Genomic DNA, 23,843 nt, shown 5'->3' with positions numbered 1-23,843 from the left:
GCTCATGAGTCACGTTCTCGCGGCAGTGGCCTGGCCGTACGCCAACGGCCCCCGCCATATCGGCCACGTCTCCGGTTTCGGCGTTCCCTCCGACGTCTTCGCCCGGTACATGCGGATGGCCGGCCACGACGTGCTCATGGTCTCCGGCACCGATGAGCACGGCACCCCGATCCAGGTGCAGGCCGACGCCGACGGGGTGACCCCGCGCGAGCTGGCCGACCGGTACAACAGGGTGATCGTCGAGGACCTGCACGGCCTCGGCCTCTCCTACGACCTCTTCACCCGCACCACCACCCGCAACCACTACGCGGTGGTGCAGGAGCTGTTCGAGGGGATGCACCGCAACGGCTACATCGTGCCGAAGACCACCATGGGCGCGATCTCCCCGTCCACCGGGCGCACCCTGCCCGACCGCTACATCGAGGGCACCTGCCCGATCTGTGGGTACGACAGCGCCCGTGGCGACCAGTGCGACAACTGCGGCAACCAGCTCGACCCGATCGACCTGATCGACCCGAAGTCACGCATCAACGGGGAGACTCCGAAGTTCGTCGAGACCGAGCACTTCTTCCTGGACCTGCCCGCCCTGGCCGACGTGCTGCGGCAGTGGCTGGACACCCGGGAGGGGTGGCGGCCCAACGTGCTGCGCTTCTCCCGCAACCTGCTCGACGATCTCCAGCCCCGGGCGATCACCCGGGACCTGGAGTGGGGCGTACCCATCCCGCTGGACGGCTGGCGCGACCGGCCCGACAAGCGGATCTACGTCTGGTTCGACGCGGTGATCGGCTACCTGTCCGCCTCGATCGAGTGGGCCCGCCGCACCGGCGACCCGGAGGCGTGGCGCAGGTACTGGTCCGCCGACGGCGAGGGTAAGGACGCCCGGTCCTACTACTTCATGGGCAAGGACAACATCGTCTTCCACTCGGTGATCTGGCCGGCGCTGCTCTCCGGGTACTCCGGCGAGGGCTCCCGGGACGGTGAGCCGGGGCAGCTGGGTCGGCTCAACCTGCCGACCGAGGTGGTCTCCAGCGAGTACCTGACCATGGAGGGGCGCAAGTTCTCCTCGTCCCGCAAGGTGGTCATCTACGTCCGGGACTTCCTGGAGCGCTACGACGCCGACGCGCTGCGCTACTTCATCGCCGCCGCCGGCCCGGAGAGCAACGACACCGACTTCACCTGGGCCGAGTTCCTCCGCCGCAACAACGACGAGCTGGTCGCCGGCTGGGGCAACCTGGTCAACCGGTCCGTCTCGATGGCGGCGAAGAACTTCGGGACGATCCCGCCGGTCGACCCGGCCGGCCTCACCGAGGCCGACGAGGCGCTGCTCGCGGTGGCCCGGGCCGGCTTCACCACGGTCGGTGACCTGATCGGCCGGCACCGGCAGAAGCAGGCGATCGGTGAGGCCATGAAGGTGGTTGCCGAGGCCAACAGGTACCTCTCCGAGCAGGCGCCGTGGAAGCTCAAGGACGAGGCCGACAAGCCCCGGATGGGCACCATCCTGCACGTCGCCCTCCAGGTGATCAGCGACGCCAACACGATGCTCACCCCGTTCCTGCCGCACTCCGCGCAGCAGGTGCACGAGTTGCTCGGCGGCACCGGCGTGCACGCGCCGATGCCGGTCATCGAGCAGGTCGACGACCTGGACGGCGGTCCGTCGTACCCGGTGCTCACCGGGGACTACACGGTCGGCACGCGCTGGGAGTCGGTGTCGATCGAGGCGGGTCGACCGCTGGCGACGCCGAAGCCGGTGTTCCGCAAGCTCGACCCGTCGATCGTCGACGAGGAGCTGGCCCGACTGGCCGACTGAGCGCACGACGCGCGGCGGTAGGGCGCCCTACCGCCGCGCGTCGTCACATCGGGTACCGGGTGTCCATCACCTGGTCGTCGGTCACCTCGGCGCCCGGAGCCCAGGCCTCGTAGACGCCACGTTCGTGGCACTGCGCGCCGGTGGTGACCACCGCGTCCGGGTTCGGGTGGCGCAGTCGCATCCGCAGCCAACCGGCCTCCTCCCGCAGCACCAGGCACGGCACGCCCCGCCACTGGGCGAACCGGAGCCGACGGGCCACCGCATCCACCGGGTACCGAGCCGCCCGCGTCATCGCCAGCACCCGGAACCCGCCTGGCAGGTCGGCCACCGCCTCGTACTCGTTGTCGCCGTGTACGCCGACCAGTTGGGTGGAACGCGGCGCGTCCCCGTTCGGCACGTACTCCTGGTCCGGGGAGAGGCCCGGCACCGAGGCCAGCAGGTGCCGCCACTGCGGGCCCACCATCCGCAGCCACCCGCGCTGCTCGGCCTGGTAGGTGTAGAGCACCACCTCCACCCCCTCCGCCGGGTAGGCGATCAGGGCGGCGTTCGCCGGCATCGGCAGGTCGGCGAAGTCCCGGGTGATGAACTCCGGGATGAGCTGACCGTTGCTCGGCACGAAGCCAGTGCCCAGCACCGGTGGACCGATCCGGTCCCGGGACGCCAGCGAGGTCAGGCCACGGTGTGCCTCGCCCACCGGCACGTCGTAGTCGCCCGGGTCGGACGCCCGCCAGCGCAGCGCGTACGCCACCTCCGGGCCGTCGCGGCCGACCTCACCGTCGGAGCGCAGCACCGTTGTCGTCACCGGCGTACGCAGATGCGCCACATCGTGCTCGCGGTAGCAGAAGCCGTGCGGCAGCCAGCCCCGTACGTAGCCGGCGAGCTGCTGGGCGGAGAGAACCTTCACCATCCGGGTGCCCCGCCGGACCACCGCCGACGCACGCGCCACGGCCAGCATCGGGTCACTCGCCGCCGCAGGCTGCTGGCTGAGCTGGTGCAGGTACGCCCAACCCCGCTCGCGGTGCGCGGGCATCATCAGCGGTGTCTCCGGCTCGTCGACCGGCTCGGTCGCCCCGTGCACCGCGGTCACCTCGGTGACGTGCACGAACCGGCGCCACGGCAGGGCGCTGCCCGGTCGGGGCGCCCACTCGAAGCCGGCCACCTCGTCGGTGCTGAACAGCTCGTAGGCGGCGCCTCGGGCGATCTCCTCGGCCGGGTAGACGCCGCCCCCGAACGCCACACGCAGCCCGGTACGTTCGCCGGCGGTGCCGCCAACCTGGGGGGTGACGTTCATGCCGTCACCTCCAGCTCGGTGAGATGCGGGCCGTCACGGCCCGGTGGCGCACTCGGTCCACTCACGCCGCGACGGTAGAGTCGCGCGGCGTAGTCGAGGTGAACGTCGGGTGGCGGGCGGATGGACAGGCCCGGTGTGTGATGCTGTCGCTGATGAGCGAGCCCACTGAATCCCGTCGAGAGCGTGCCGCCCGGCGGGCCGGAGAGTTTCCGCCCGCCCCTGAGCCGTTGCCCCGGCCGGTGCTGGACAGCCACACGCACCTGGACATCACGGTCAGTGAGGCCGGTGTGCCCGGCGGCGGGTCGGCCGACGACCCGGTTGCCGTGGCGATCGCGCTGGCCACCAAGGTCGGTGTGGACCGGCTGGTCCAGGTGGGGGTGGACGTCGCTTCCTCGCGGTGGGGCGCGGACACCGCCGACCAGCATCCGGCGGTGCTGGCCACCGTGGCGCTGCACCCCAACGAGGCGCCTCGGCTGACCGACCTCGACGAGGGGCTGCGGGAGATCGAGTCTCTCGCCGCCCGCGACCGGGTCCGGGGGATCGGCGAGACCGGAATGGACTTCTTCCGTACCGGCGACGAGGGGCGTGCCGCGCAGGAGGCGAGCTTCCGGGCGCACATCGCCATCGCCAAGCGGTACGGCAAGGCGCTGGTCATCCACGACCGGGACGCGCACGCCGACGTGCTGCGGATCCTCGACGACGAGGGCTCCCCGGACACGGTCGTGCTGCACTGTTTCTCCGGTGACGCCGACTTCGCCCGTGAGTGCGTCCGCCGCGGTTACCTGCTCAGCTTCGCCGGCACCGTCACGTTCGGCAGCGCCACCGCGCTGCGCGAGGCTGCCGCGCTCACCCCCGTGGACCAGATCCTGGTGGAGACCGACGCCCCCTATCTGACGCCGATGCCGCATCGGGGCCGGCCGAACGCGTCGTACCTGATCCCGCTCACCGTGCGCTCGCTCGCCGCGACCACCGGCACCGACCTCGACGAGCTGTGCGTGGCCATCTCCGCCACCGGCGACCGGGTCTTCGGCCCGTGGTGAGCCCGGCCCGGCGGTCGGCCCCGACGACGTCGTTACGCTCCCAGCCATGACCGGTCTCCTCGGCCCGGCGGAGATCCGGGAACTCGCCGCCCGGCTGGGCGTCGCGCCCACCAAGAAGCTGGGCCAGAACTTCGTGCACGACCCGAACACCGTGCGCCGGATCGTCACGGCCGCCGGCCTGACCCCGGACGACGTGGTCCTGGAGGTCGGCCCCGGGCTCGGCTCGCTGACTCTGGGGCTGCTGCCGGTCGCCGGGCACGTGCACGCCGTGGAGATCGACCCGGTGCTCGCCGGCGCGCTGCCGGAGACCGTCGCCCGGCACGCCGTGGCGGACGCCGGCCGGCTCACCGTGCACCGCGCCGACGCGCTGCGCATCGAGGCCGCCGAGTTGGCCGACCCCCCGCCGACCGCGCTGGTGGCGAACCTGCCCTACAACGTGGCCGTGCCCGTGGTGCTGCAGCTGCTCGCCAAGCTGCCCAGCCTGCGGCACGGCCTGGTGATGGTGCAGAAGGAGGTCGCCGACCGGCTCGTCGCCGGTCCCGGCTCCAAGGTGTACGGCATCCCGTCGGTCAAGCTCGCCTGGTACGCCCAGGCCCGGGGCGCCGGCCGGGTGCCGCCGAACGTGTTCTGGCCGGTGCCCAACGTCGACTCCGGCCTCGTCGCCTTCACCTGCCACGAACCACCCCGTACCGACGTACCCCGGCAACGGGTCTTCGCCGTGGTGGACGCGGCGTTCGCGCAGCGACGCAAGACGTTGCGCGCCGCGCTGGCCGGCTGGGCCGGTGGCGCGGACCGGGCCGCCGCCGCGCTCATCGCGGCCGGCGTCGACCCCGGCGCCCGGGGGGAGTCGCTCACCGTCGAGCAGTTCGCCGCCATCGCCGCGTCGGCTCCGGCAGGTACGCCGGCCGCGACGTAGGCTGACGCCGTGCCCGCCGAGGACGCTGAGGAGCTGATCGTGGCCAAGCCGTTCGACATTCGCCTGCGCGTGCGGGACATCACCCCGTGACCGAGGCCTGGCGACCGGACGACGAGGACGAGCGACGCGGGGCCATCGGGCCGGTGAAGGTCCGGGTGCCCGCGAAGGTCAATCTGCACCTCGGGGTGGGTCCGCTGCGCCGTGACGGCTACCACGAGCTGAACACGGTCTACCACGCCATCTCGATCTACGACGAGCTGACCGCCCGCCGGGGCGACACTCTCGCCCTGACCATGGAGGGCGAGGGCACCGGCGAGTTGGCGTTGGACGACTCCAACCTGGTGATCCGCGCGGCGCACGCTCTCGCCGGGTACGCGGGCGTGCTTCCACACGCCCGACTGCACCTGCGAAAGCAGATCCCGCTCGCTGGTGGGCTGGCCGGCGGCAGCGCCGACGCGGCCGCCGCGTTGGTGGCCTGCGACGCGCTCTGGGGCACCGGGCTGTCCCGCGACGAGTTGGCCGGGATCGCCGCCGACCTCGGCTCCGACGTGCCGTTCCTGATCTACGGTGGCACCGCGCTGGGCACCGGCCGAGGCGAGGCGGTCAGCCCAGTGCTGGCCCGCCCCACCTCCTGGCACTGGGTGGTGGCGATCGCCGACGGTGGCCTCTCCACCCCGGCCGCGTACCGCGAGTTGGATCGGCTCCGCGACGCCGGCACCGCCGGTGCCCCGCTGGGCAGCACCGACGCGCTGCTCGGCGCCCTGCGCCAGCGCGACCCCCGGGTGCTCGCCCGTACCCTCGGCAATGATCTTCAGGACGCCGCGCTGGCCATGCGCCCGGCGCTGGCCGACACCCTCAAGGCCGGCGAGGCCGCCGGTGCGCTCGCCGGCATCGTCTCCGGCTCCGGCCCGACCTGCGTCTTTCTCGCCGCGGACGCGGCCGACGCCGAGCGGATCGCCACGGACCTGACCATGGCGGACGTGTGCCGGGAGGCGCGGGTCGCGCACGGCCCGGTCGTCGGCGCCCGCGTCGGCTGACGTCACCTCCCACCCGGCCTCTGGGCGTGCGGCGCGGGAGGCCGGGGCGTCCGCGTACCCTTGGGTCAGGCGTCCAGGTGCCCGCCGGCACCGGGACGCCTTGATCATGAAGGGTGGAACGTGGCGAACATCGTCAATCTGGACCGGGTGTCCAAGGGGTACGGCGCCGCCGGGCGGCTGCTCACGGACGTCTCGCTCGGCCTGGACGACGCCGACCGGATCGGCGTGGTCGGCCTCAACGGTGCTGGCAAGTCCACCCTGCTGCGGTTGCTCACCAAGCAGGAGGACCCCGACGACGGCCGGGTGACCCACCGCCGCGACCTGCGCGTGCTCTGGCTGCCGCAGCAGCTCACGCTCGCCCCCGACGCCACCGTCCGGGATGTTGTGCTCGGCACCGCCTGGCTCGACGAGGGCATGGGTGCTGAGCACGAGTGGGCCGGCGACGCCGGGGTGCGCGCCATCCTCGACGGCCTTGGCATGCCGCACCTCGGCCTCGACCAGCCGGTCGGCCCGATGTCCGGTGGCGAACGGCGCCGAGTGGCGCTCGCCGCGCTGCTCGTCCGCGACTCCGACCTGCTCATCCTCGACGAGCCCACCAACCACCTCGACGTCGGCGGTGTCGACTGGCTGGCGCGGCACCTGGTCGGCCGCAAGGGTTCCCTGGTCGTGGTCACCCACGATCGGTGGTTCCTGGACGCGGTCTGCACGGACACCTGGGAGGTCGCCGACCAGACCGTCCGCGTCTACGAGGGTGGCTTCGCCGCCTGGATCCTCGCCCGTGCCGAGCGCGAGCGCGTCGCCGCCGCCACCGAGGCCCGCCGGCAGAACCTGCTCCGCAAGGAGATCGCCTGGCTGCGCCGTGGGCCGCCCGCCCGGACCTCCAAGCCCCAGTTCCGCATCGACGCCGCGAACGCGTTGATCGCCGACGTGCCGCCGGCGCGCGACACCATGTCCCTGCAGCGGATGGCCACCTCCCGCCTCGGCAAGCAGGTGTACGACCTGGAGAACGTCGAGCTGCACGCCGGCCCGAAGGAGATCCTGCGGGACGTCACCTGGCTGGTCGGCCCCGGTGACCGGATCGCCATCCTCGGTGCCAACGGCGCCGGCAAGACCACGCTGCTGCGGATGCTCGCCGGCATCACCCGCCCCGACGGTGGCCGTCTCGGCACCGGCTCCACCGTGCGACCCGCGTTCCTCTCACAGGAGCTCGCCGAGCTGCCCGGGCACCTGCGGGTGCTCGAAGCCGTCGAGGAGGTCGCCCGCCGGGTGCAACTCGGGGACCGTGAGGTCTCCGCCGCGCAGCTCGCCGAGGTGTTCGGCTTCGACGACCGCCGACTCTGGACCCCGGTCAGTGATCTCTCTGGCGGAGAGCGTCGCCGGTTGCAGATGCTGCGGCTGCTCGCCGGTGAGCCCAACGTGCTGCTCTTCGACGAGCCCACCAACGACCTGGACACCGACACGCTCGCCGCGCTGGAGGACCTGCTCGACTCGTGGCCCGGCACGATCATCGTGGCGAGCCACGACCGCTACCTGATCGAGCGGGTCACCGACACGGCGTACGGGATGTTCGGCGACGGCCGGCTGGTGCACCTGCCGGGCGGTGTCGACGAGTACCTTGCCCGGACCGCGGAGCGGGCCGGCACCGTCCGGGTCGGGGCCAACCCGACCACCGCGCCCACCGGCCCGACCGCGAGCGGCATGTCGGCCGCCGAGGTCCGCCAGGCCCGCAAGGACCTGACCCGGCTGGAACGCCAGCTCGCCAAGCTCGACCAGCGCGAGGTTGTGCTGCTCGATCAGCTTGCGGCGGAGGCCACCGACTACGCCCGGGTCGCCGAGTTGGACACCCAGCTCAAGGATCTGCGCGCCGAGCGGGAGCGGATCGAGGAGAGCTGGATGGCCCTCGCCGAGGACCTGCCAGAGAGCTGACCGGGCCAGGCGCGCCGGCCGGGGACCGTGTGCGGCGTCACACCGCCACATGCGAGACAATCGTCGGCGACACCTCACCCCACGGCGTTGGAGACACTGACATGGCCCACACCCCCGTCAACCACCCCGCGCGGCCGATCTACCGGGCGATCGGCGGGCTGACCGGTCTGTACCTGGTGGTCTTCGGTGCGCTCGGCATCATCACGAGCGCCGGCAACGAGATCCTCGCCCAGGACGACACCCGGGTCCTCGGTCAGGGCACCAACCTCGGCTTCTCGCTGCTCAGCGTGCTGCTTGGGATCATCGTGCTGGCCGGCACCGCGCTCGGCCGCAACATCGACGTGGCGATCAACCAGTGGATGGCGTACGCCCTGATGGTGGTCGGCCTGGCCGGTCTCGCGTTCATCCGGACCGACGCCAACATCTTCAACTTCAGCATCAGCACTGTGGTCGTGGTGATGACGGCAGCCCTGGTGCTGCTCATGGTCGGCATGTACGGCAAGGTCGGGTCGGAGGACGAGGCGGAGGCGTTCCAGAAGGCTCGCTTGGTGCTCTGAGCTTCTTCTCTGGTTGCTGCCGTGGGTTTTCGCCGGAGCCCGAGCTGCTCCGGGCGGTCAGGCTTGATCCCTGCGCAGCTCGGCTCCGGCGAAAACCTGACTGGGTCCAGCCTGCGGCGGACCCTTTCGGCTTTGTGGTTCTCCGGACAGTCTGATCTGCCTTGGGCGACAATCCTCCTGAAACGGTCAACTCAGGGGGGTCAGGGGTATGCCGCACTTTCCGGTGAACCATCCGGCACGGCCGCTCTACCGGGTCCTCACCGGTCTGATCGGCGTCTACATCCTGGTCTTCGGCGTCTGGGGCGTCGCCGAGACGATCGGCAACCCGCTCTTTGACCGGAGCAGCACCTGGGCCCTGGGGCTACGCACCAACCTGGCCTTCTCGCTCGCCTCGGTGATCTTCGGAGTCGTCCTGATCATCGGGGCTTCGCGGCGCACCAACCTCGGCCACTACATCAACCTCACGGCCGGGGTGGTGTTCCTGGTTACCAGCATCCTGATGATGTCCGTGCTGCAGACCGAGGCGAACTTCCTCAACTTTTCGATGTCGACCGTGGTCGTGTCGATGCTGTTCGGCCTGATCCTGCTCGGCACCGGCCTCTACGACAAGGTCGGCCCTCCGGAACACGCCGAGGCGGAGCGGGAGCTCCGCAAACACCCGGTGGCCGACGCGCACCGCCGCTGATCGGGGTCAGCGGCGCCGAGCGGTGATCAACGTCGGCTTCGCCTCCAGGTGCGACAACCCGTTCCAGGCGAGGTTGACGAGGTGCGCCGCCACCGTCTCCTTGCGGGGCTTGCGCGCCTCCATCCACCAACTGCCGGTCAGCGCCACCATGCCCACCAGCGCCTGTGAGTACAGCTCGGCCAGCTTCGGGTCGTACCCGCGGCTCTTGAACTCGGCGCCCAGGATGTGCTCGACCTGGTGTGCCACGTCGTTCATGATGCTGCTGAAGGTGCCCGTCGCGGACATCAGCGGCGACTCGCGGACCAGCACCCGGAAACCGCTGGTCTCCTCCTCGATGTAGCCCAGGAGGGCCATCGCCGCCTGCTCCAGCAGCTCCCGCGGATGCCCGGCGGTCAACGCCGTGGTGATCCGGTCCAGCAGGGCCCGGACCTCCCGGTCCACCACCACCGCGTAGAGCCCCTCCTTGCCGCCGAAGTGCTCGTACACCACCGGCTTGGAGACCTTGGCGCGGGACGCCACCTCCTCGATGGAGGTGGCGTCGAAACCGCGCTCGGCGAAGAGCTGCCGACCGGTGGCGATCAACTGCTCCCGTCGCTGGGCCGCCGACATCCGAACACGAGAGGCGGGCTTGGGTTTGGGTGCTGGGGCCGGCGGGGTCGCCCGTCGGCCGCCAACACTGTCACCGTCACTGATCTCGGGCATGTCGCCGCCTTGCTGGCGCTCGGTGACGCCCTGCCGTGGGATGGTGCCTCCGCTGTGCCCGTTCACGTCGTCGCCTCACTGGCGGGCGGTCCGACCGCCCTGCCCCGCCGTCCGACCGTGCCCGGATCGGGCTCGGCTCCTCGGCCGCCGAGCTGTCCGGTCCCCCCGCGTCGCTCGGTCACCCGGCCATCCTGCCAGGCGGCCTCCCGGTGCACCGCCCGGTTTACCGGGGTGCGACCGGCTTCACCAGCTTGGCGGCGAGGCGCTCCGGCTTCGGCCAGCGCACCTGCGTCGCCGCACCGAACTTCTCGAACAGCCAGATCACCCGGGCGGAGATGTCCACCTGACCCCGCAGCACGCCGTGCCGGGCGCTGGTCGGGTCGGCGTGGTGCAGGTTGTGCCAGCTCTCGCCGAACGACAGGATCGCGAGCGGCCAGAAGTTCGACGCGCGGTCGCCCTGGCGCATCGCGAACGGACGCTCGCCATAGACGTGGCAGACCGAGTTGATCGCCCAGGTGACGTGGTGCAACAGGCCGATCCGGACCAGCCCGGCCCAGAAGAACGCGGTCAGCGCGCCCTGCCAGGACAAGGTCACCAGGCCGCCGATCAGCGCCGGACCGAGCAGCGAGATGCCCACCAGCGCGGGGAAGAGCCGGTCGACCCGGCTGATGTCACGGTCGGCGATGAGGTCCGGTGCGAAACGCTCCCGGTTGGACAGCTCCCGGCGGAACAGCCAGCCCACGTGGGCGTGGAACAGCCCGCGGGTCAGCGCCCAGAAGTTGGTGCCGAAGCGCCACGGTGAGTGCGGGTCACCCTCCAGGTCGGAGAACGCGTGGTGCCGCCGGTGGTCGGCCACCCACTGGATGATCTCGCCCTGCACCGCCAGCGAACCCGCGACCGCCAGCGTCACCCGCAGCCACCGCTTGGCCTTGAACGAGCCGTGCGTGAAGTAGCGGTGGAAGCCGACGGTGATGCCGAGCCCGGAGACGACGTACCAGACCAGACCGATGATCACATCGGTCCAGCCGAGCCAGCCGCCCCAGGCCACTGGCACGGCGACCAGCAGGGCGACGAAGGGGATCACGACGAAAGCCCAGAGGGCGGCCAGGATTCCGGGGGACTGGCTGCCGTCGGTGAGTGGTTTGGGGCCGGAGGCGGCGGTGTTGGGTTCGACCACAGCAGTGGACATGGGACCTCGCAGGGGGGATGGAAACGATCACTAACTTACGCCTACGTCACCGTAACTTACGGCACCGTAGATCGCACGGGGAAGTTTCGAACGACCCTCGCGTAACTGTTCGCAAGCGCAGGTCAGGTGCCCTTCGTGGCGGGTAGGTGAGGTGGCTCGGGGCGACGGATGCAGGGCCTGCGGGCTGCTCGCTGAGGGCTCCCGAGTCGCGAGTCGCGCGGGGTGCGGCGGAATGAGCGATGGCGTCCGGCGGCCGGGGCGCTAAGGTGTACCGCGGGATGCCCCATCCCTGCTGCGACGTGCTCGCGTCGCTGATCGGCCGTGGTGTAATTGGCAACACCCGGGTCTTTGGTACCCGTATTTCAGGTTCGAACCCTGGCGGCCGAGCTGTCCAACTACGTCCGTTCCAGGTTCCAGTGGGGTAACAGGGGAACGTGCCGGGCCCCGCGGTTAGCATGACCGCGAGAGTGTCCACCGCCCCGACGGGAGCCACGTCGTGCCCCAGCCCCACCTTCGTACCGTCGTCGTGCTCGCCGCCGGTGAGGGCAAGCGGATGAAGTCGACACTGCCCAAGGTGCTGCACCCCCTGCTCGGTCGAACGCTGCTCGGTCACGTGCTGAGCGCCGCCGCGCCGCTGGCCGCGGACCGCACCGTCGTCGTGGTGGGGCACGGCGCCGACCAGGTCGGGGGGCACCTGACCGAGGTCGCCCCGGACGCCACACCCGTGCTCCAGGCCGAGCAGCTCGGCACCGGACACGCCGTGCGGATCGCGCTGGACGCCGTTCCGGACGGCGCCGGCACGGTCGTGGTGATCAACGGAGACGTACCACTGCTGCGGCCCGAGACGGTGGGCGCGCTGGTGACCGCACACGAGGAGGCCGGCGCGGCGGCCACCGTACTGGCCGCCGAGGTGCCCGACCCGACCGGCCTCGGGCGGATCGTCCGGGACGCCGACGGTCGGCTGGAGCAGATCGTCGAGGAGCGCGACGCCGACGCGACGCAGCGCGCGATCCGCGAGATCAACGCCGGCATCTACGCGTTCGACGCCGTGCGGCTGCGTGAGGCGCTGGGCAAGCTCTCCACCGACAACGACCAGGGCGAGGAATACCTGACCGACGTCTTCGGGCTGCTCCGCTCGGCCGGCGAGCCGGTCGCGGTGCACGTGGCCGTCGATCACGTGGAGACGTTGGGCTGCAACGACCGGGTAGAGCTGGCCACCCTGCGCCGGCTGCTGCGCGACCGGGTCAACGAGGCGTGGATGCGCACCGGGGTGAGCCTGCTCGACCCCGCGACCACCTGGATCGACGTGACGGTGGCGCTGGACCGCGACGCGGTGGTCGACCAGAACACCCAGCTGCGCGGCGGCACGGTGGTCGGCGCGGGCGCGTTGATCGGGCCGGACGTCACGCTGATCGACACTGTCGTCGGCCCCGGCGCGTCAGTGGTCCGCAGCCACGCTGTCGGCGCCGAGGTGGGCGCGGGTGCCAGCGTCGGGCCGTACGCGTACCTGCGGCCGGCCGCGCGGCTGGCCGAGAAGGCGAAGGTCGGCACGTTCGTCGAGGTGAAGAATTCGCAGATCGGTGCCGGCTCCAAGGTGCCGCACCTGACGTACGTGGGCGACGCGACGATCGGTGAGCAGAGCAACATCGGCGCGGCGTCGGTCTTCGTGAACTACGACGGCGTCAACAAGCACCGGACCGTGATCGGCAGCCACGCGCGTACCGGTGCGGACAACATGTTCGTGGCGCCGGTCGAGGTGGGCGATGGCGCGTACACGGCTGCGGGTTCGGTGATCGTGGACGACGTCCCGCCGGGCGCGATGGGTGTCGCTCGGGCGCGCCAGCGCAACATCGAGGGCTGGGTGGTGAAGCGGCGCGCCGGCACGGCCGCGGCGGAGGCCGCGCAGCGGGCTCGCGACGCGAAGGGTGCGTCGGAGGTGACCGGTGCCGCAAGCGACAGTGAGGCAATGCACGGGGCGACCGAGACGGTGGGCGGCGCATCCGGCACGGGAGATACTGCAACCGAATAGTCCCCGACTCACCACCACCGGGTCGGGTACCGCCGACAAAACTGGAGCAGACGGGCCCATGGGCAGCATCGTCGCCGAAAACCGCAAAAGCCTGATGCTCTTTTCCGGACGTGGCTTTCCGGAGTTGGCCAAGGAGATCGGTGAGGTGCTCGGCGTGGCGCCGACCCCGGCCGACGCGTACGAGTTCGCCAACGGCGAGATCTTCGTACGGTTCAAGGACTCGGTGCGTGGTTCGGACGCCTTCGTGGTGCAGTCCGTCACGCACGGGGTGAACACCTGGGTCATGGAGACCCTGATCATGGTGGACGCGCTGAAGCGGGGGTCCGCCAAGCGGATCACCGTGGTGCTGCCGTTCTACCCGTACGCGCGGCAGGACAAGAAGCACCGGGGTCGGGAGCCGATCTCGGCCCGCCTGGTGGCGGACCTGTTGAAGACCGCTGGCGCGAACCGCATCCTCACCGTCGACCTGCACACCGCGCAGATCCAGGGCTTCTTCGACGGCCCGGTGGATCACCTCTTCGCGATGGACATCCTGGCCGAGTACGTGGAGCGCAAGTACGCCGGCCGACCGATGACCGTGGTGGCACCGGATTCGGGCCGGGTGCGGGTGGCCGAGCGGTGGACCGACCGGCTGGGCGGCTGCCCGTTGGCGTTCATCCACAAGACCCGCGACCCGATGAAGCCGAACCAGGTCGTGGCGAACCGGGTGGTCGGCGAGGTGGAGGGCCGGGTCTGCCTGATCGTCGACGACATGATCGACACCGGTGGCACGATCAGCAAGGCCGCCGACATCCTCAAGGAGTCGGGCGCGGCGGAGATCGTGGTCGCGTCCACCCACGCGCTGCTGTCGGACCCGGCGACCGAGCGGCTGAAGAACAGCTCGATCAGCGAGATCGTGGTGACCAACACGTTGCCTCTGCCCCCGGAGAAGCAGTTGGACAAGCTGACCGTGCTGTCGATCGCGCCGCTGCTGGCGCGGGCGATCCGGGAGGTCTTCGACGACGGCTCGGTGACCACCCTCTTCGGTGGCCTGAGCTGAGCCTCGCGCTGCGGTGAGCCCCGTTTCCGCCGCCAGTGGGAGCGGGGCTGCCAAACTGGTGGAAACGGGGCCGGCACGCTGGTGGGAACGCCACCGACGCGCCGGTCTGGAGGCGTGACCGGGGACTGCCGGAAACCCTGGAAACAGCTCGGGTAGACTAGTGCGGTTGCCACGGCGAGGGTGCCCGGCGGGCCGCTGAAAAGCGCCGCACGGAGGCACCGTCATCGACGCGGTGCTCCGGGCAGTCGTTCTCGACGCATGAGCCCCAAGCGAGCCCCTCGCCCCAGCACCGCCAGACGACAAGCCGCCGCAGCGAAAAGCATCAGGAGTTTCCCCGTGTCCGAGGTAAAGATCAGCGCCGAGCCCCGTACCGAGTTCGGCAAGGGTGGTGCCCGCCGTACCCGCCGGGCCGGCAAGGTGCCAGCCGTGCTGTACGGCCACGGCGAAGCGCCCAAGCACATCGCGCTGCCGTCGCGGGAGTTCGCCGCGGCGATCCGCAAGGGCGGCGCCAACCAGCTCTTCGCGATCGACATCACCGACGGCACCCAGGTGCTCGCGCTGCCGAAGGCGATCCAGCGCGACCCGATCCGGGACTCCTTCGAGCACGTCGACCTGATCCTGGTCCGTCGGGGCGAGAAGGTCACCGTCGAGGTCCCGGTGCAGCTGACCGGCGAGGCCGCGAAGGACACCCTGATCGTGCACGACCACGACACCCTCTCGGTGACCGCGGACGCCACCAAGGTTCCGGACCACCTCGAGGCGTCGATCGAGGGCCTGGAGGCGGGCACCCTGGTGACCGCCGGCGACGTCGAGCTGCCGGATGGCGTCGAGCTGGCTGTCGACTCGGAGCTGACCGTCGCGTCGGTGACCGCCGCCCCCACCGCCGAGCAGCTTGAGGCGACGCTGCCCGAGGTCGAGGCTGCCACCGACGAGGCCGAGGCCGAGGTCGGCGAGACCACCGAGGGTTCCGAGGGCGCGGACGCCGCCGAGGGCACCGAGACCACCGAGGCGCGCACCGAGGCCTGATCGGTTCGTACTGTGCGGCAGGCGTCCCCGAGGGTTCGGGGGCGCCTGTCGGCGTATCGGGAGTCGGTGGAACGGACGTCGGAAGGGACGGGTCGTGACGGACGAGGCGGGGCCGTGGCTGGTGGTCGGCCTGGGCAACCCGGGCCGGGAGTACGCCGGGAACCGGCACAACGTCGGGTTCATGGTGGCCGATCTGCTGGCCGGGCGGGTGAGCGCGCGGTTCGGGCGGCACAAGCGGGCGGTGGCCGAGGTGGCCGAGGCGCGACTGGGGTTCGGTGGGCCGAAGCTGGTGCTGATGAAGCCACTGACGTTCATGAACCTCTCCGGCGGGCCGGTGGCGGCGCTGGCGCAGTTCTACAAGGTGCCGGCGGCGCAGGTGATTGCGGTGCACGACGAGCTGGACATCGAGTTCGGCCAGGTGCGGGTGAAGTTCGGCGGCGGCGAGGGTGGGCACAACGGCCTGCGTTCGATGTCGAAGTCGTTGGGCACGAAGGACTACGCCCGGGTGCGGTTCGGCGTCGGCCGACCGCCGGGTCGGCAGGATCCGGCGGATTACGTGCTGTCGGATTTTGGCGCGGCGGAGCGCAAGGAGCTGGATTTCCTGGTGGACCGGGCCGCCGACGTGGTGGAGTCGGTGATCGTCAAGGGCGTGGAGCCCACGCAGAACCTCTACCACGGCGCCTGAGCCGGGCGGGGCGTACCGGATCGGAAATGGCGGGCCGGTAGTCTGCGCCTTTCGGCGTGCCACGACCGGCGACGCGGGTCGCGGCGAATCGGTCCGTGCGTGCGCGGGTCGCGGCGAGGCGACGGGAGCGGGCAGATGAGCAGTCCTCCGATGATTGATGGCGCGTTCGCCCGATGGTTGGCGTCCCGGGCCGGGCAGGCGTTGCTCGACCTGCGCACGGAGATGGGTTTCGCGGACGCCGGCGCGTTGAAGTCGGCCGGGGACAAGGTGTCGCACGACCTGATCCGCACGGAGTTGGCGAAGTGGCGGCCGGGCGACGCGGTGCTCTCCGAGGAGGACGAGGGGTCGCGGTTGGCCTGGGCCGCGGAGGTGAACACCGCAGCGGTGCCCCGGTTGACGGCGGACCGGGTGTGGATCATCGACCCGTTGGACGGCACCCGGGAGTTTTCCGAGGAGGGCCGCTCGGACTGGGCGGTGCACGTGGCGCTCTGGGCGCGTAACGCGCCGAGCCCGCACGGGCTGGTTGCCGGGGCGGTGGGGCTGCCGGCTCAGCACCGGGTGCTGGGCACGGACTACCCGTCGGCGTACCCGCCGATGACGGTGGAGGCGGCGACGGCCGGCGAGCGGAAGATCCGCCTGGCGGCGAGCCGGAGCCGGCCTCCCGTCTTCCTGACCGACCTGGCCGAGGACGTCGGGGCGCACCTGGTGCCGATGGGCTCGGCCGGAGCGAAGATCGCCGCCGTGGTCACCGGTGAGGTGGACGCGTACATCCACGCCGGTGGGCAGTACGAGTGGGACTCGGCGGCCCCGGTGGCTGTGGCGACGGCCACCGGACTGCACGCTTCCCGGATCGACGGTTCTGAGCTGAAATACAACGAGGCGGATCCGCGCCTGCCCGACCTGTTGGTCTGTCGCAAGGATCTCGCCACCCGGTTGCTTGCAGCGCTGCAGAGACATTCCGGGTAGCCTGAGCGCACTTTCTTGACATGTCCGACCGGAAAGGTCTGGAAATCGGATGAGCGAGCGAATCGAGCCGGTGTCATGACCACCCCCGCGGCATACCGGGTCTCCCACCTGGACGCCCTGGAGGCGGAGAGCATCTTCGTGATGCGCGAGGTCGTCGCCGAGATGGAACGCCCGGTGCTGCTCTTCTCCGGCGGCAAGGATTCGATCGTCATGCTGCGGCTGGCGCAGAAGGCGTTCGCCCCGGCCAACATCCCCTTCCCCGTCATGCACATCGACACGGGGCACAACTTTCCCGAGGTCCTCGAATACCGCGACCAGCGGGTCGCCGAGCTGGGGTTGCAGCTTGTGGTGGCGAGCGTGCCCGAAGCCCTGGCAAGCGGCATGGTCCGGGAGTCCGGTGACGGGATGCGCAACCGGATCCAGACGCCGGTGCTGCTGGACGCGGTCGAGAAGCACCGCTTCGACGCCCTGTTCGGTGGCGCCCGCCGGGACGAGGAGAAGGCTCGGGCGAAGGAGCGGGTGTTCAGCTTCCGCGACGAGTTCGGCCAGTGGGATCCGAAGAACCAGCGTCCGGAGCTGTGGTCGCTCTACAACGGCCGGCATCACCCGGGTGAGTCGATCCGGATCTTCCCGCTTTCCAACTGGACCGAGCTGGACATCTGGCACTACATCGCCCGGGAACGCCTCCCGCTGCCCTCGATCTACTACGCGCACGAGCGCGAGGTGATCGAGCGGGACGGCATGTTCTACGCGGTCAACGAGTTCTTCCGCCCCCGCGCGGGCGAGGAGCGGTTCAAGGCCCAGGTGCGCTATCGCACCGTGGGCGACGCCTCCTGCACTGCCGCGGTCCGTTCCGACGCGGACACCGTGGAGAAGGTCATCGAGGAGGTGGCGGCCACCCGGATCACCGAGCGCGGCGCGACCCGTGGTGACGACCGGGTCAGTGAGGCCGCCATGGAGGACCGCAAGCGGGAGGGCTACTTCTGATGAGCACCGAGATCATGGCGTCCGCGAATGCGGAGGCCCGGGCTGCTACCGGGGCCGGGCCGGAGGCCCGGGCTATGGACCTGCTGCGGTTCGCCACCGCCGGCAGCGTGGACGATGGGAAGTCGACCCTGATCGGTCGGCTGCTCTACGACACCAAGTCGCTGTTCACGGATCAGTTGGCGGCGGTGGAGGCGGTCAGCGCGGCCCGCGGTGACGAATACACCAACCTGGCGTTGCTCACCGACGGTCTGCGTGCCGAGCGGGAGCAGGGCATCACCATCGACGTGGCGTACCGGTACTTCGCCACGCCGCGGCGCAAGTTCATCATCGCCGACACTCCGGGGCACATTCAGTACACCCGCAACATGGTCACCGGAGCGTCGACCGCTGACCTGGCGCTGATCCTGGTGGATGCGCGTAAGGGTCTGGTCGAGCAGTCCCGCCGGCACGCGTTCCTGTGCTCCCTGCTGCGGGTGCCGCACCTCGTCCTCTGTGTCAACAAGATGGACCTGGTGGACTGGTCGCAGGAGGTCTACGAGCGGATCGCCGACGAGTTCACCGCGTTCGCCGCGAAGCTCGACGTGCCGGATCTGACCGTGGTGCCGATCTCCGCGTTGCGGGGCGACAACATCGTCGCCCGGTCGGAGAACATGCCCTGGTACGAGGGCCCGTCGCTGCTGCATCACCTGGAGCGGGTGCACATCGCCAGCGACCGTAACCTGGTCGACGTCCGGTTCCCGGTGCAGTACGTGATCCGTCCGCAGTCCACCACGGTCACCGACTACCGCGGTTACGCCGGTCAGGTCGCCTCGGGTGTTCTGAAGCCGGGTGACGAGGTGATGGTGCTGCCGTCGGGGTTCACCAGCCGGATCGCCGCCGTGGAGACCGCCGACGGGCCGGTCGCGGAGGCGTTCCCGCCGATGTCGGTGACGGTGCGGCTGGCCGACGAGATCGACATTTCCCGGGGTGATCTGATCTGCCGGCCGAACAACGCACCGGCGGTGGCCCAGGACATCGAGGCGATGGTCTGCTGGATGGATGAGACGGCCCCGCTGCGGGTCGGCGGCCGGTACGCGATCAAGCACACCACCCGGTCGGCGCGGGCGATCGTGCGCGGGCTGCACTACCGGTTGGACGTCAACTCGCTGCACCGCGACGAGTCCGCCGACGAGCTGCGGCTCAACGAGATCGGCCGGGTACGGCTACGCACCACCGTGCCGCTGCTGGCCGACGAGTACCGCCGTAACCGCACCACCGGAGGCTTCGTCATCATCGACGAGGCCACCAACCGCACCGTAGGCGCCGCCATGATCGTCGAAGCCGCCTAACCCCACCCCACCCCCACCCCACCGTTCGCACCGGTGATCAAGAGGTTTGCGTCAGAATCCGCGCTCGGACTGACGCAAACCTCTTGATCAACCCACCCAGAGGTTGGGGCGGCAGGGTCAGGGCAGGCGGGTTGCGCCGGGGGCGGGGAGGACCGTCACGGTGTTGGGGGCGGTGAAACCGCGCTCTGCGTACGCGGCCGTGACGGCGGCGGCGACCGCGTCGGAGCGGTCGGCCTCGACCAGGGCGAGGACGCAGCCGCCGAAGCCACCGCCGGTCATCCGGGCACCCAGCGCACCGGCCGCCAGGGCCGCCTCGACCGCAGTGTCGATCTCCGGCACGGTGATCTCGAAATCGTCGCGCATCGAGACGTGCGAGGCGGTGAGCAGCGGGCCGATGTCGCGGACCCGGGCAGCGCGCAGCAGCGCCACCGCGTCCAGTACGCGCTGGTCCTCGGTGACCACGTGTCGAACCCGTCGCCGGGTCTCCTCGTCGTCGAGCTGGGCCAGCGCGGTGTCGAGCTGGTCGACGCCCACGTCGCGCAGGGCGGGGACGCCGAGCGCCTCCGCAGCCGCCTCACAGGATCGGCGGCGGGCAGCGTACTCACCGTCGGCGTGCCGGTGCGGCGCCCGGCTGTCGATCACCAGCACAGCCAGCCCGGCGGCGTCCAGGTCGAACGGAATCTGCTCGACCGACTCGTCGCGGCAATCCAGGAAGAGAGCGTGCCCGGCGCGGCAGCGGATCACCGCGGACTGGTCCATGATGCCGGTCGGCGCGCCCACGTAGACGTTCTCCGCCCGCTGCGCCAGCCCAGGCCGCCGCTCGGCGGGCAGCTCAAGCCCACCGAGGTCGAGCAGCGCGGCCAGCACCGCCGACTCCAGCGCCGCCGAGGAGGAGAGCCCGGAGCCCAGCGGCACGTCGGAGGCGATCGCCAGCCGGGCGCCCGGCACCGGATGACCGGCCTCGCGTAGCGCCCAGACCACACCGGCGACGTACGCGCCCCAGCCGGTGACCCGACCCGGCTCGGCGACGTCGTCCGCGCCGAAGGTGATCGTCTCGCCGGAGAGCTCGGACCAGACCGTCCAGTGCTCCCCGTCCTGTCGGTCGGCCGCGACGACGGTACGCATCGGCAGCGCGAAGGGCAGCACGAACCCGTCGTTGTAGTCGGTGTGCTCGCCGATCAGGTTGACCCGGCCGGGAGCCGCCCAGCGACCGGCGGCCTGGCCGCCGAACTGCGCGGTGAAGCCGGCAGCAGCCCGCTCCGCGACGTCACCGGTGGGGTGGGTCATGCTTGCTGCTCCAGGATGTGCGTGCGGTAGAAGGCCCAGGCGTCGCCGACCATGTCGTGCAGGGTCGGCTTCTGCGGCACCCAGCCCAGCTCGTCGCGGGCCAGCGCGGAGGAGGCGACCAGCTCGGCCGGATCGCCCTCGCGGCGCGGCGCCACCTCGACGGGCAGTTGGTGCCCGGTGACCTCGCGGACCACGTCGACGACCTGGCGGTTGGTGAAGCCGTTGCCGTTGCCCAGGTTGTAGATCCGGTGCTGGCCGCTGGTGGCCACGTCCAGCGCCAACAGGTGGGCCTGGGCCAGGTCGGCGACGTGGATGTAGTCGCGGACGCAGGTGCCGTCCACGGTGGGGTAGTCGTCGCCGAAGAGCTGGAGCTTCTCCCGTCGGCCGGCGGCGACCTCCAGCGCGATCGGAATCAGGTGCGTCTCCGGGTCGTGGCGTTCGCCGAGCGCGACGTCGCCGTTGAGGTGGGCGCCCGCCACGTTGAAGTAGCGCAGCGACACGGCGGCCAGCCCGTGCGCGATCGCCTCGGAGGTGAGCGCCATGTCGACGGCGAGCTTGGTCGCGCCGTACGTGTTGGTGGGTGCCTTGACCGCGGTCTCCGTGATCGGCAACTCGGTGGGGTTTCCGTAGACGGCGGCGGTGGAGGAGAAGACCATTCGTGGCACTCCGGCGGCCCGGACCGCGTCGATCAGGGCGAGCGTGCCGACGGTGTTGGTCTGCCAGTAGAGCTCCGGCTTGACCATCGACTCGCCGGCGGCGATCAGGGCGGCGAAGTGCAGCACCCCGTCGAAACCGGCGTCGGGGGTGATGATGCGGGCGGCGTCGTGGATGGACGCCTCGACGTGGGTCGCGTCCGGGGCGAGCGCCTCGCGGTGGCCGGTGCGCAGGTCGTCCAGGACGACCACCTGGTGGCCCGCGTCGAGCAGCATTCGGGTCACTACGCTGCCGATGAAGCCGGCGCCCCCGGTGACGAGCAGTTTCACGTCGTTGCCTCCTGCCTGGCCCGCCCGGGACGTGGCCCTTCGGTGATCACCCTAAGGCGGCGCCCGGCATCCTCGCCGACGCCACCGTCATCCCCATTCCATCATAATCTTTCACGATTAAACAGAGCCGAACATGTACGGTCGGCCCCGCGCGATTCCCAGTGGGGTGGGCGAACGGTGTCTACCATCTCTGTCATGCGGGAAGCGGCCCGTACCGGGCTCCGGCGACGCGTGCGGGTGCGACCCCGCCGCGACCCCGGCCCGCTCGCCCGGGCCGTCGCCCGGGTGCTGGTCCGCGCCGCAGATGGTGTCAGCCGACTCGTCACCGATCTGCTCGGGGCCGGTCCGGCAGCCGGTCGGGAGCGCATCTCCGAGGCCGACCTGCGGGACCTGGTCGCGGCGAACACGGTGCTCGACCCGGACGAACGGCGGATCATCCACGAGGTCCTGGTCGCCGGTGCCAGCCTGATCCGCGAGGTGATGATGCCGCGCACCGAGGTGGTCTTCCTCCCGGCACGGCTGACCATCGCCGAGGCCGCCCGGCTGGTCCGGGCGGAAACGCACACCCGCTACCCGGTCACCGACGGCACCCACGACGACGTGGTCGGCTTCGTGCACCTCCGCGACGTGCTGCTGCGACCGGACGCCGATCCGTGCGCCACCGTCGGCGAACTGGCCCGGGAGGTGAAGCGGCTCCCCGGCAGCAAACGGGTGCTACCCGCGCTGACCGAGATGCGCCGAGAGGGCCAGCACCTGGCGGTGGTGGTCGACGAGTACGGCGGCACCGCCGGGATCGTCACCCTGGAGGACCTGATCGAGGAGTTGATCGGCGAGATCCACGACGAGTACGACGCCACTCCGGACCCGGTGCACGCAGGCCTGCCCGCCGTGGTGGACGGCCGCCTCAACCTGGCTGACTTCGCCGAACGGACGGGGGTGGCACTGCCCGCCGGGCCGTACGAGACGGTCGGCGGGTTCGTGATGGCCGAGCTGGGCCGACTCCCGGTGACCGGTGACGAGGTGCCGGTGCCCGGTGAACCGGCCGACGTGGGCGCGCCCGAAACGGCCGACCTGCCGGGCGACGGCTGGCTGCTGCGGGTGCTGGCGTTGGACGGCCGCCGGGTGGCCCGGCTCGCGGTCTCCGCCGTGCGGGTGCCCGAGCAGCGCCGAGAGCACAACGCCGGGCAGCTCCGTCGGGTCGGGGCCGCGCCGACGCGCCGGGTTGGCGCGGGTGAACCACGCGAGGTCAGTGCCCCCACACCGGCGGGCCGCAGCCGACCCGCCGGCCCGTCATGACGGACCGGGTTGCTTGCTGACAGAATTATCGCCATGTCCGACGTTCCCGCCCGCCCCCGCGTCTTCTCCGGCATCCAGCCGACGGCCGACTCGTTCCACCTTGGCAACTATCTGGGCGCGGTGCGGCACTGGGTGGCCCTACAGGACACCCACGACGCGTTCTACTGCGTGGTGGACCTGCACGCCATCACCGCAGGGCACGACCCGGCGCTGTTGCGCCAGCGGACCCGTGTGGCCGCCGCCCAGCTGTTCGCGGTCGGGCTCGACCCGGACCGCAGCACCCTGTTCGTGCAGTCGCAGGTGCCTGAGCACCCGCAGCTGGCCTGGGTGCTCGGCTGCATCACCGGCTTCGGCGAGGCCAGCCGGATGACCCAGTTCAAGGACAAGTCGCAGAAGCAGGGCAACGAGCGGGCCAGCGTCGGGCTGTTCACCTACCCGGTCCTGCAGGCCGCCGACATCCTGCTCTACCAGGCCAACGCGGTGCCGGTCGGTGAGGACCAGCGCCAGCACCTGGAGCTCTCCCGGGATCTGGCCCAGCGGTTCAACTCGCTGTTCGGCCCGACGTTCACGGTGCCCTCGCCGCACATCGTCAAGGACACCGCGAAGATCACCGACCTGCAGGACCCGACCGCGAAGATGTCCAAGTCGTCGTCCTCGCCGGCCGGCATCATCGACCTGCTGGAAGATCCGGCCCGGTCTGCGAAGAAGATCCGGTCGGCGGTGACCGACACCGGTCGGGAGGTCGTCTTCGACGCCGCGACCAAGCCGGGTGTGTCCAACCTGCTGACCATCCACTCGGCGCTCAGCGGCCGCAGCATCGACGAGCTGGTGGCCGCATACGCGGGCCGGGGCTACGGCGACCTGAAGAAGGAGCTGGCCGAGGTCGTGGCGGACTTCGTCCGCCCGATCCAGGAGCGCACCCGCGCCTACCTCGACGACCCGGCGCAGCTGGACAAGCTGCTCGCCACCGGTGCGGAGAAGGCCCGCTCGGTGGCCGCGACGACCCTGCGGTCCGTGTACGAGCGGGTCGGGTTCTTCCCGCCCGTGCGCGGCGAGTAGCGCCGCGG

21 protein-coding genes and 1 tRNA gene are annotated in these 23,843 nt (G+C 70.9%); 17 read left to right on the top strand and 5 right to left on the bottom strand.

Annotated features, from left to right (window positions below; genetic code table 11):
- Positions 1 to 4 precede the first annotated feature (4 nt).
- Complete coding sequence (metG, locus tag ABZT18_RS08065; RefSeq protein ID WP_354995513.1) at positions 5 to 1,807, top strand: methionine--tRNA ligase; 1,803 nt, start codon at positions 5 to 7, stop codon at positions 1,805 to 1,807.
- Positions 1,808 to 1,850: 43 nt separating this feature from the next.
- Here metG and ABZT18_RS08060 read toward each other — a convergent pair whose 3' ends face one another.
- Positions 1,851 to 3,098 (bottom strand): hypothetical protein, encoded by a 1,248-nt coding sequence (locus ABZT18_RS08060; RefSeq protein ID WP_354995512.1) that lies wholly within the window; start codon positions 3,096 to 3,098, stop codon positions 1,851 to 1,853.
- Positions 3,099 to 3,238: 140 nt separating this feature from the next.
- Here ABZT18_RS08060 and ABZT18_RS08055 point away from each other — a divergent pair, with 140 nt between their 5' ends.
- From ABZT18_RS08055 to ABZT18_RS08030, 6 genes are all read left to right on the top strand, one after another.
- Positions 3,239 to 4,138: a TatD family hydrolase gene (locus tag ABZT18_RS08055; RefSeq protein ID WP_354995511.1), complete on the top strand. Its 900-nt coding sequence runs from the start codon at positions 3,239 to 3,241 to the stop codon at positions 4,136 to 4,138.
- Between the two features lie 46 nt (positions 4,139 to 4,184).
- Complete coding sequence (rsmA, locus tag ABZT18_RS08050) at positions 4,185 to 5,054, top strand: 16S rRNA (adenine(1518)-N(6)/adenine(1519)-N(6))-dimethyltransferase RsmA (protein ID WP_354995510.1); 870 nt, start codon at positions 4,185 to 4,187, stop codon at positions 5,052 to 5,054.
- A gap of 86 nt (positions 5,055 to 5,140) precedes the next feature.
- Positions 5,141 to 6,091 carry a 4-(cytidine 5'-diphospho)-2-C-methyl-D-erythritol kinase gene (locus tag ABZT18_RS08045; protein WP_354995509.1) on the top strand — a complete coding sequence of 317 codons (951 nt, stop codon included), beginning with the start codon at positions 5,141 to 5,143 and terminating at the stop codon, positions 6,089 to 6,091.
- A 120-nt stretch (positions 6,092 to 6,211) separates the two neighbouring features.
- Positions 6,212 to 8,017, top strand: a complete 1,806-nt coding sequence (locus tag ABZT18_RS08040; protein WP_354995508.1) for an ABC-F family ATP-binding cassette domain-containing protein — start codon at positions 6,212 to 6,214, stop codon at positions 8,015 to 8,017.
- Between the two features lie 101 nt (positions 8,018 to 8,118).
- Positions 8,119 to 8,574, top strand: a complete 456-nt coding sequence (locus tag ABZT18_RS08035; protein ID WP_354995507.1) for a DUF4383 domain-containing protein — start codon at positions 8,119 to 8,121, stop codon at positions 8,572 to 8,574.
- Between the two features lie 208 nt (positions 8,575 to 8,782).
- Complete coding sequence (locus ABZT18_RS08030; protein ID WP_354995506.1) at positions 8,783 to 9,259, top strand: DUF4383 domain-containing protein; 477 nt, start codon at positions 8,783 to 8,785, stop codon at positions 9,257 to 9,259.
- A gap of 6 nt (positions 9,260 to 9,265) precedes the next feature.
- On the opposite strand, the gene ABZT18_RS08025 is transcribed toward ABZT18_RS08030, so the two are convergent.
- Positions 9,266 to 9,961, bottom strand: a complete 696-nt coding sequence (locus ABZT18_RS08025; protein ID WP_354995505.1) for a TetR/AcrR family transcriptional regulator — start codon at positions 9,959 to 9,961, stop codon at positions 9,266 to 9,268.
- Positions 9,962 to 10,184: 223 nt separating this feature from the next.
- Entirely contained in the window at positions 10,185 to 11,150 is a 966-nt protein-coding gene (locus ABZT18_RS08020; RefSeq protein WP_354995504.1) for an acyl-CoA desaturase, read from the bottom strand.
- Between the two features lie 315 nt (positions 11,151 to 11,465).
- Here ABZT18_RS08020 and ABZT18_RS08015 point away from each other — a divergent pair.
- The 8 genes from ABZT18_RS08015 (at position 11,466) to ABZT18_RS07980 (ending at position 19,210) form a co-directional block, all read left to right on the top strand.
- Positions 11,466 to 11,537: transfer RNA gene (locus ABZT18_RS08015), tRNA-Gln, on the top strand.
- 109 nt (positions 11,538 to 11,646) lie between these two features.
- Positions 11,647 to 13,179: a bifunctional UDP-N-acetylglucosamine diphosphorylase/glucosamine-1-phosphate N-acetyltransferase GlmU gene (gene glmU, locus ABZT18_RS08010; protein WP_354995503.1), complete on the top strand. Its 1,533-nt coding sequence runs from the start codon at positions 11,647 to 11,649 to the stop codon at positions 13,177 to 13,179.
- Positions 13,180 to 13,237: 58 nt separating this feature from the next.
- On the top strand, positions 13,238 to 14,218 hold the full coding sequence (locus tag ABZT18_RS08005; protein WP_354995502.1) for a ribose-phosphate diphosphokinase: 981 nt from the start codon (positions 13,238 to 13,240) through the stop codon (positions 14,216 to 14,218).
- 336 nt (positions 14,219 to 14,554) lie between these two features.
- Positions 14,555 to 15,244 carry a 50S ribosomal protein L25/general stress protein Ctc gene (locus tag ABZT18_RS08000; RefSeq protein WP_354995501.1) on the top strand — a complete coding sequence of 230 codons (690 nt, stop codon included), beginning with the start codon at positions 14,555 to 14,557 and terminating at the stop codon, positions 15,242 to 15,244.
- A gap of 94 nt (positions 15,245 to 15,338) precedes the next feature.
- Positions 15,339 to 15,929 (top strand): aminoacyl-tRNA hydrolase, encoded by a 591-nt coding sequence (gene pth, locus ABZT18_RS07995; protein WP_354995500.1) that lies wholly within the window; start codon positions 15,339 to 15,341, stop codon positions 15,927 to 15,929.
- Between the two features lie 135 nt (positions 15,930 to 16,064).
- On the top strand, positions 16,065 to 16,895 hold the full coding sequence (locus ABZT18_RS07990) for an inositol monophosphatase family protein (protein ID WP_354995499.1): 831 nt from the start codon (positions 16,065 to 16,067) through the stop codon (positions 16,893 to 16,895).
- Between the two features lie 75 nt (positions 16,896 to 16,970).
- Positions 16,971 to 17,882: a sulfate adenylyltransferase subunit CysD gene (gene cysD / locus ABZT18_RS07985; RefSeq protein ID WP_354995498.1), complete on the top strand. Its 912-nt coding sequence runs from the start codon at positions 16,971 to 16,973 to the stop codon at positions 17,880 to 17,882.
- 14 nt (positions 17,883 to 17,896) lie between these two features.
- On the top strand, positions 17,897 to 19,210 hold the full coding sequence (locus ABZT18_RS07980; RefSeq protein WP_354995609.1) for a GTP-binding protein: 1,314 nt from the start codon (positions 17,897 to 17,899) through the stop codon (positions 19,208 to 19,210).
- 117 nt (positions 19,211 to 19,327) lie between these two features.
- On the opposite strand, the gene galK is transcribed toward ABZT18_RS07980, so the two are convergent.
- Entirely contained in the window at positions 19,328 to 20,497 is a 1,170-nt protein-coding gene (gene galK, locus ABZT18_RS07975; RefSeq protein ID WP_354995497.1) for a galactokinase, read from the bottom strand.
- Entirely contained in the window at positions 20,494 to 21,480 is a 987-nt protein-coding gene (gene galE, locus ABZT18_RS07970) for a UDP-glucose 4-epimerase GalE (protein ID WP_354995496.1), read from the bottom strand. Before galE ends, galK begins: the two co-directional genes overlap by 4 nt.
- Positions 21,481 to 21,675: 195 nt before the next feature.
- Between galE and ABZT18_RS07965 the strand changes: the two genes are divergently transcribed.
- Both ABZT18_RS07965 and trpS read left to right on the top strand, forming a co-directional pair.
- A complete protein-coding gene (locus tag ABZT18_RS07965; protein WP_354995495.1) occupies positions 21,676 to 22,776 on the top strand; it encodes a hemolysin family protein in 1,101 nt (366 codons plus the stop codon).
- A 33-nt stretch (positions 22,777 to 22,809) separates the two neighbouring features.
- Positions 22,810 to 23,835 (top strand): tryptophan--tRNA ligase, encoded by a 1,026-nt coding sequence (trpS, locus tag ABZT18_RS07960; protein WP_354995494.1) that lies wholly within the window; start codon positions 22,810 to 22,812, stop codon positions 23,833 to 23,835.
- Positions 23,836 to 23,843 lie beyond the last annotated feature (8 nt).

This window comes from Micromonospora sp. NPDC005291 (assembly GCF_040607415.1).
Taxonomy (GTDB): Bacteria; Actinomycetota; Actinomycetes; order Mycobacteriales; family Micromonosporaceae; genus Micromonospora.
The sequence above is the reverse complement of the archived record's forward strand: the minus strand, read 5'-3'. Positions and strand labels throughout refer to the sequence as shown.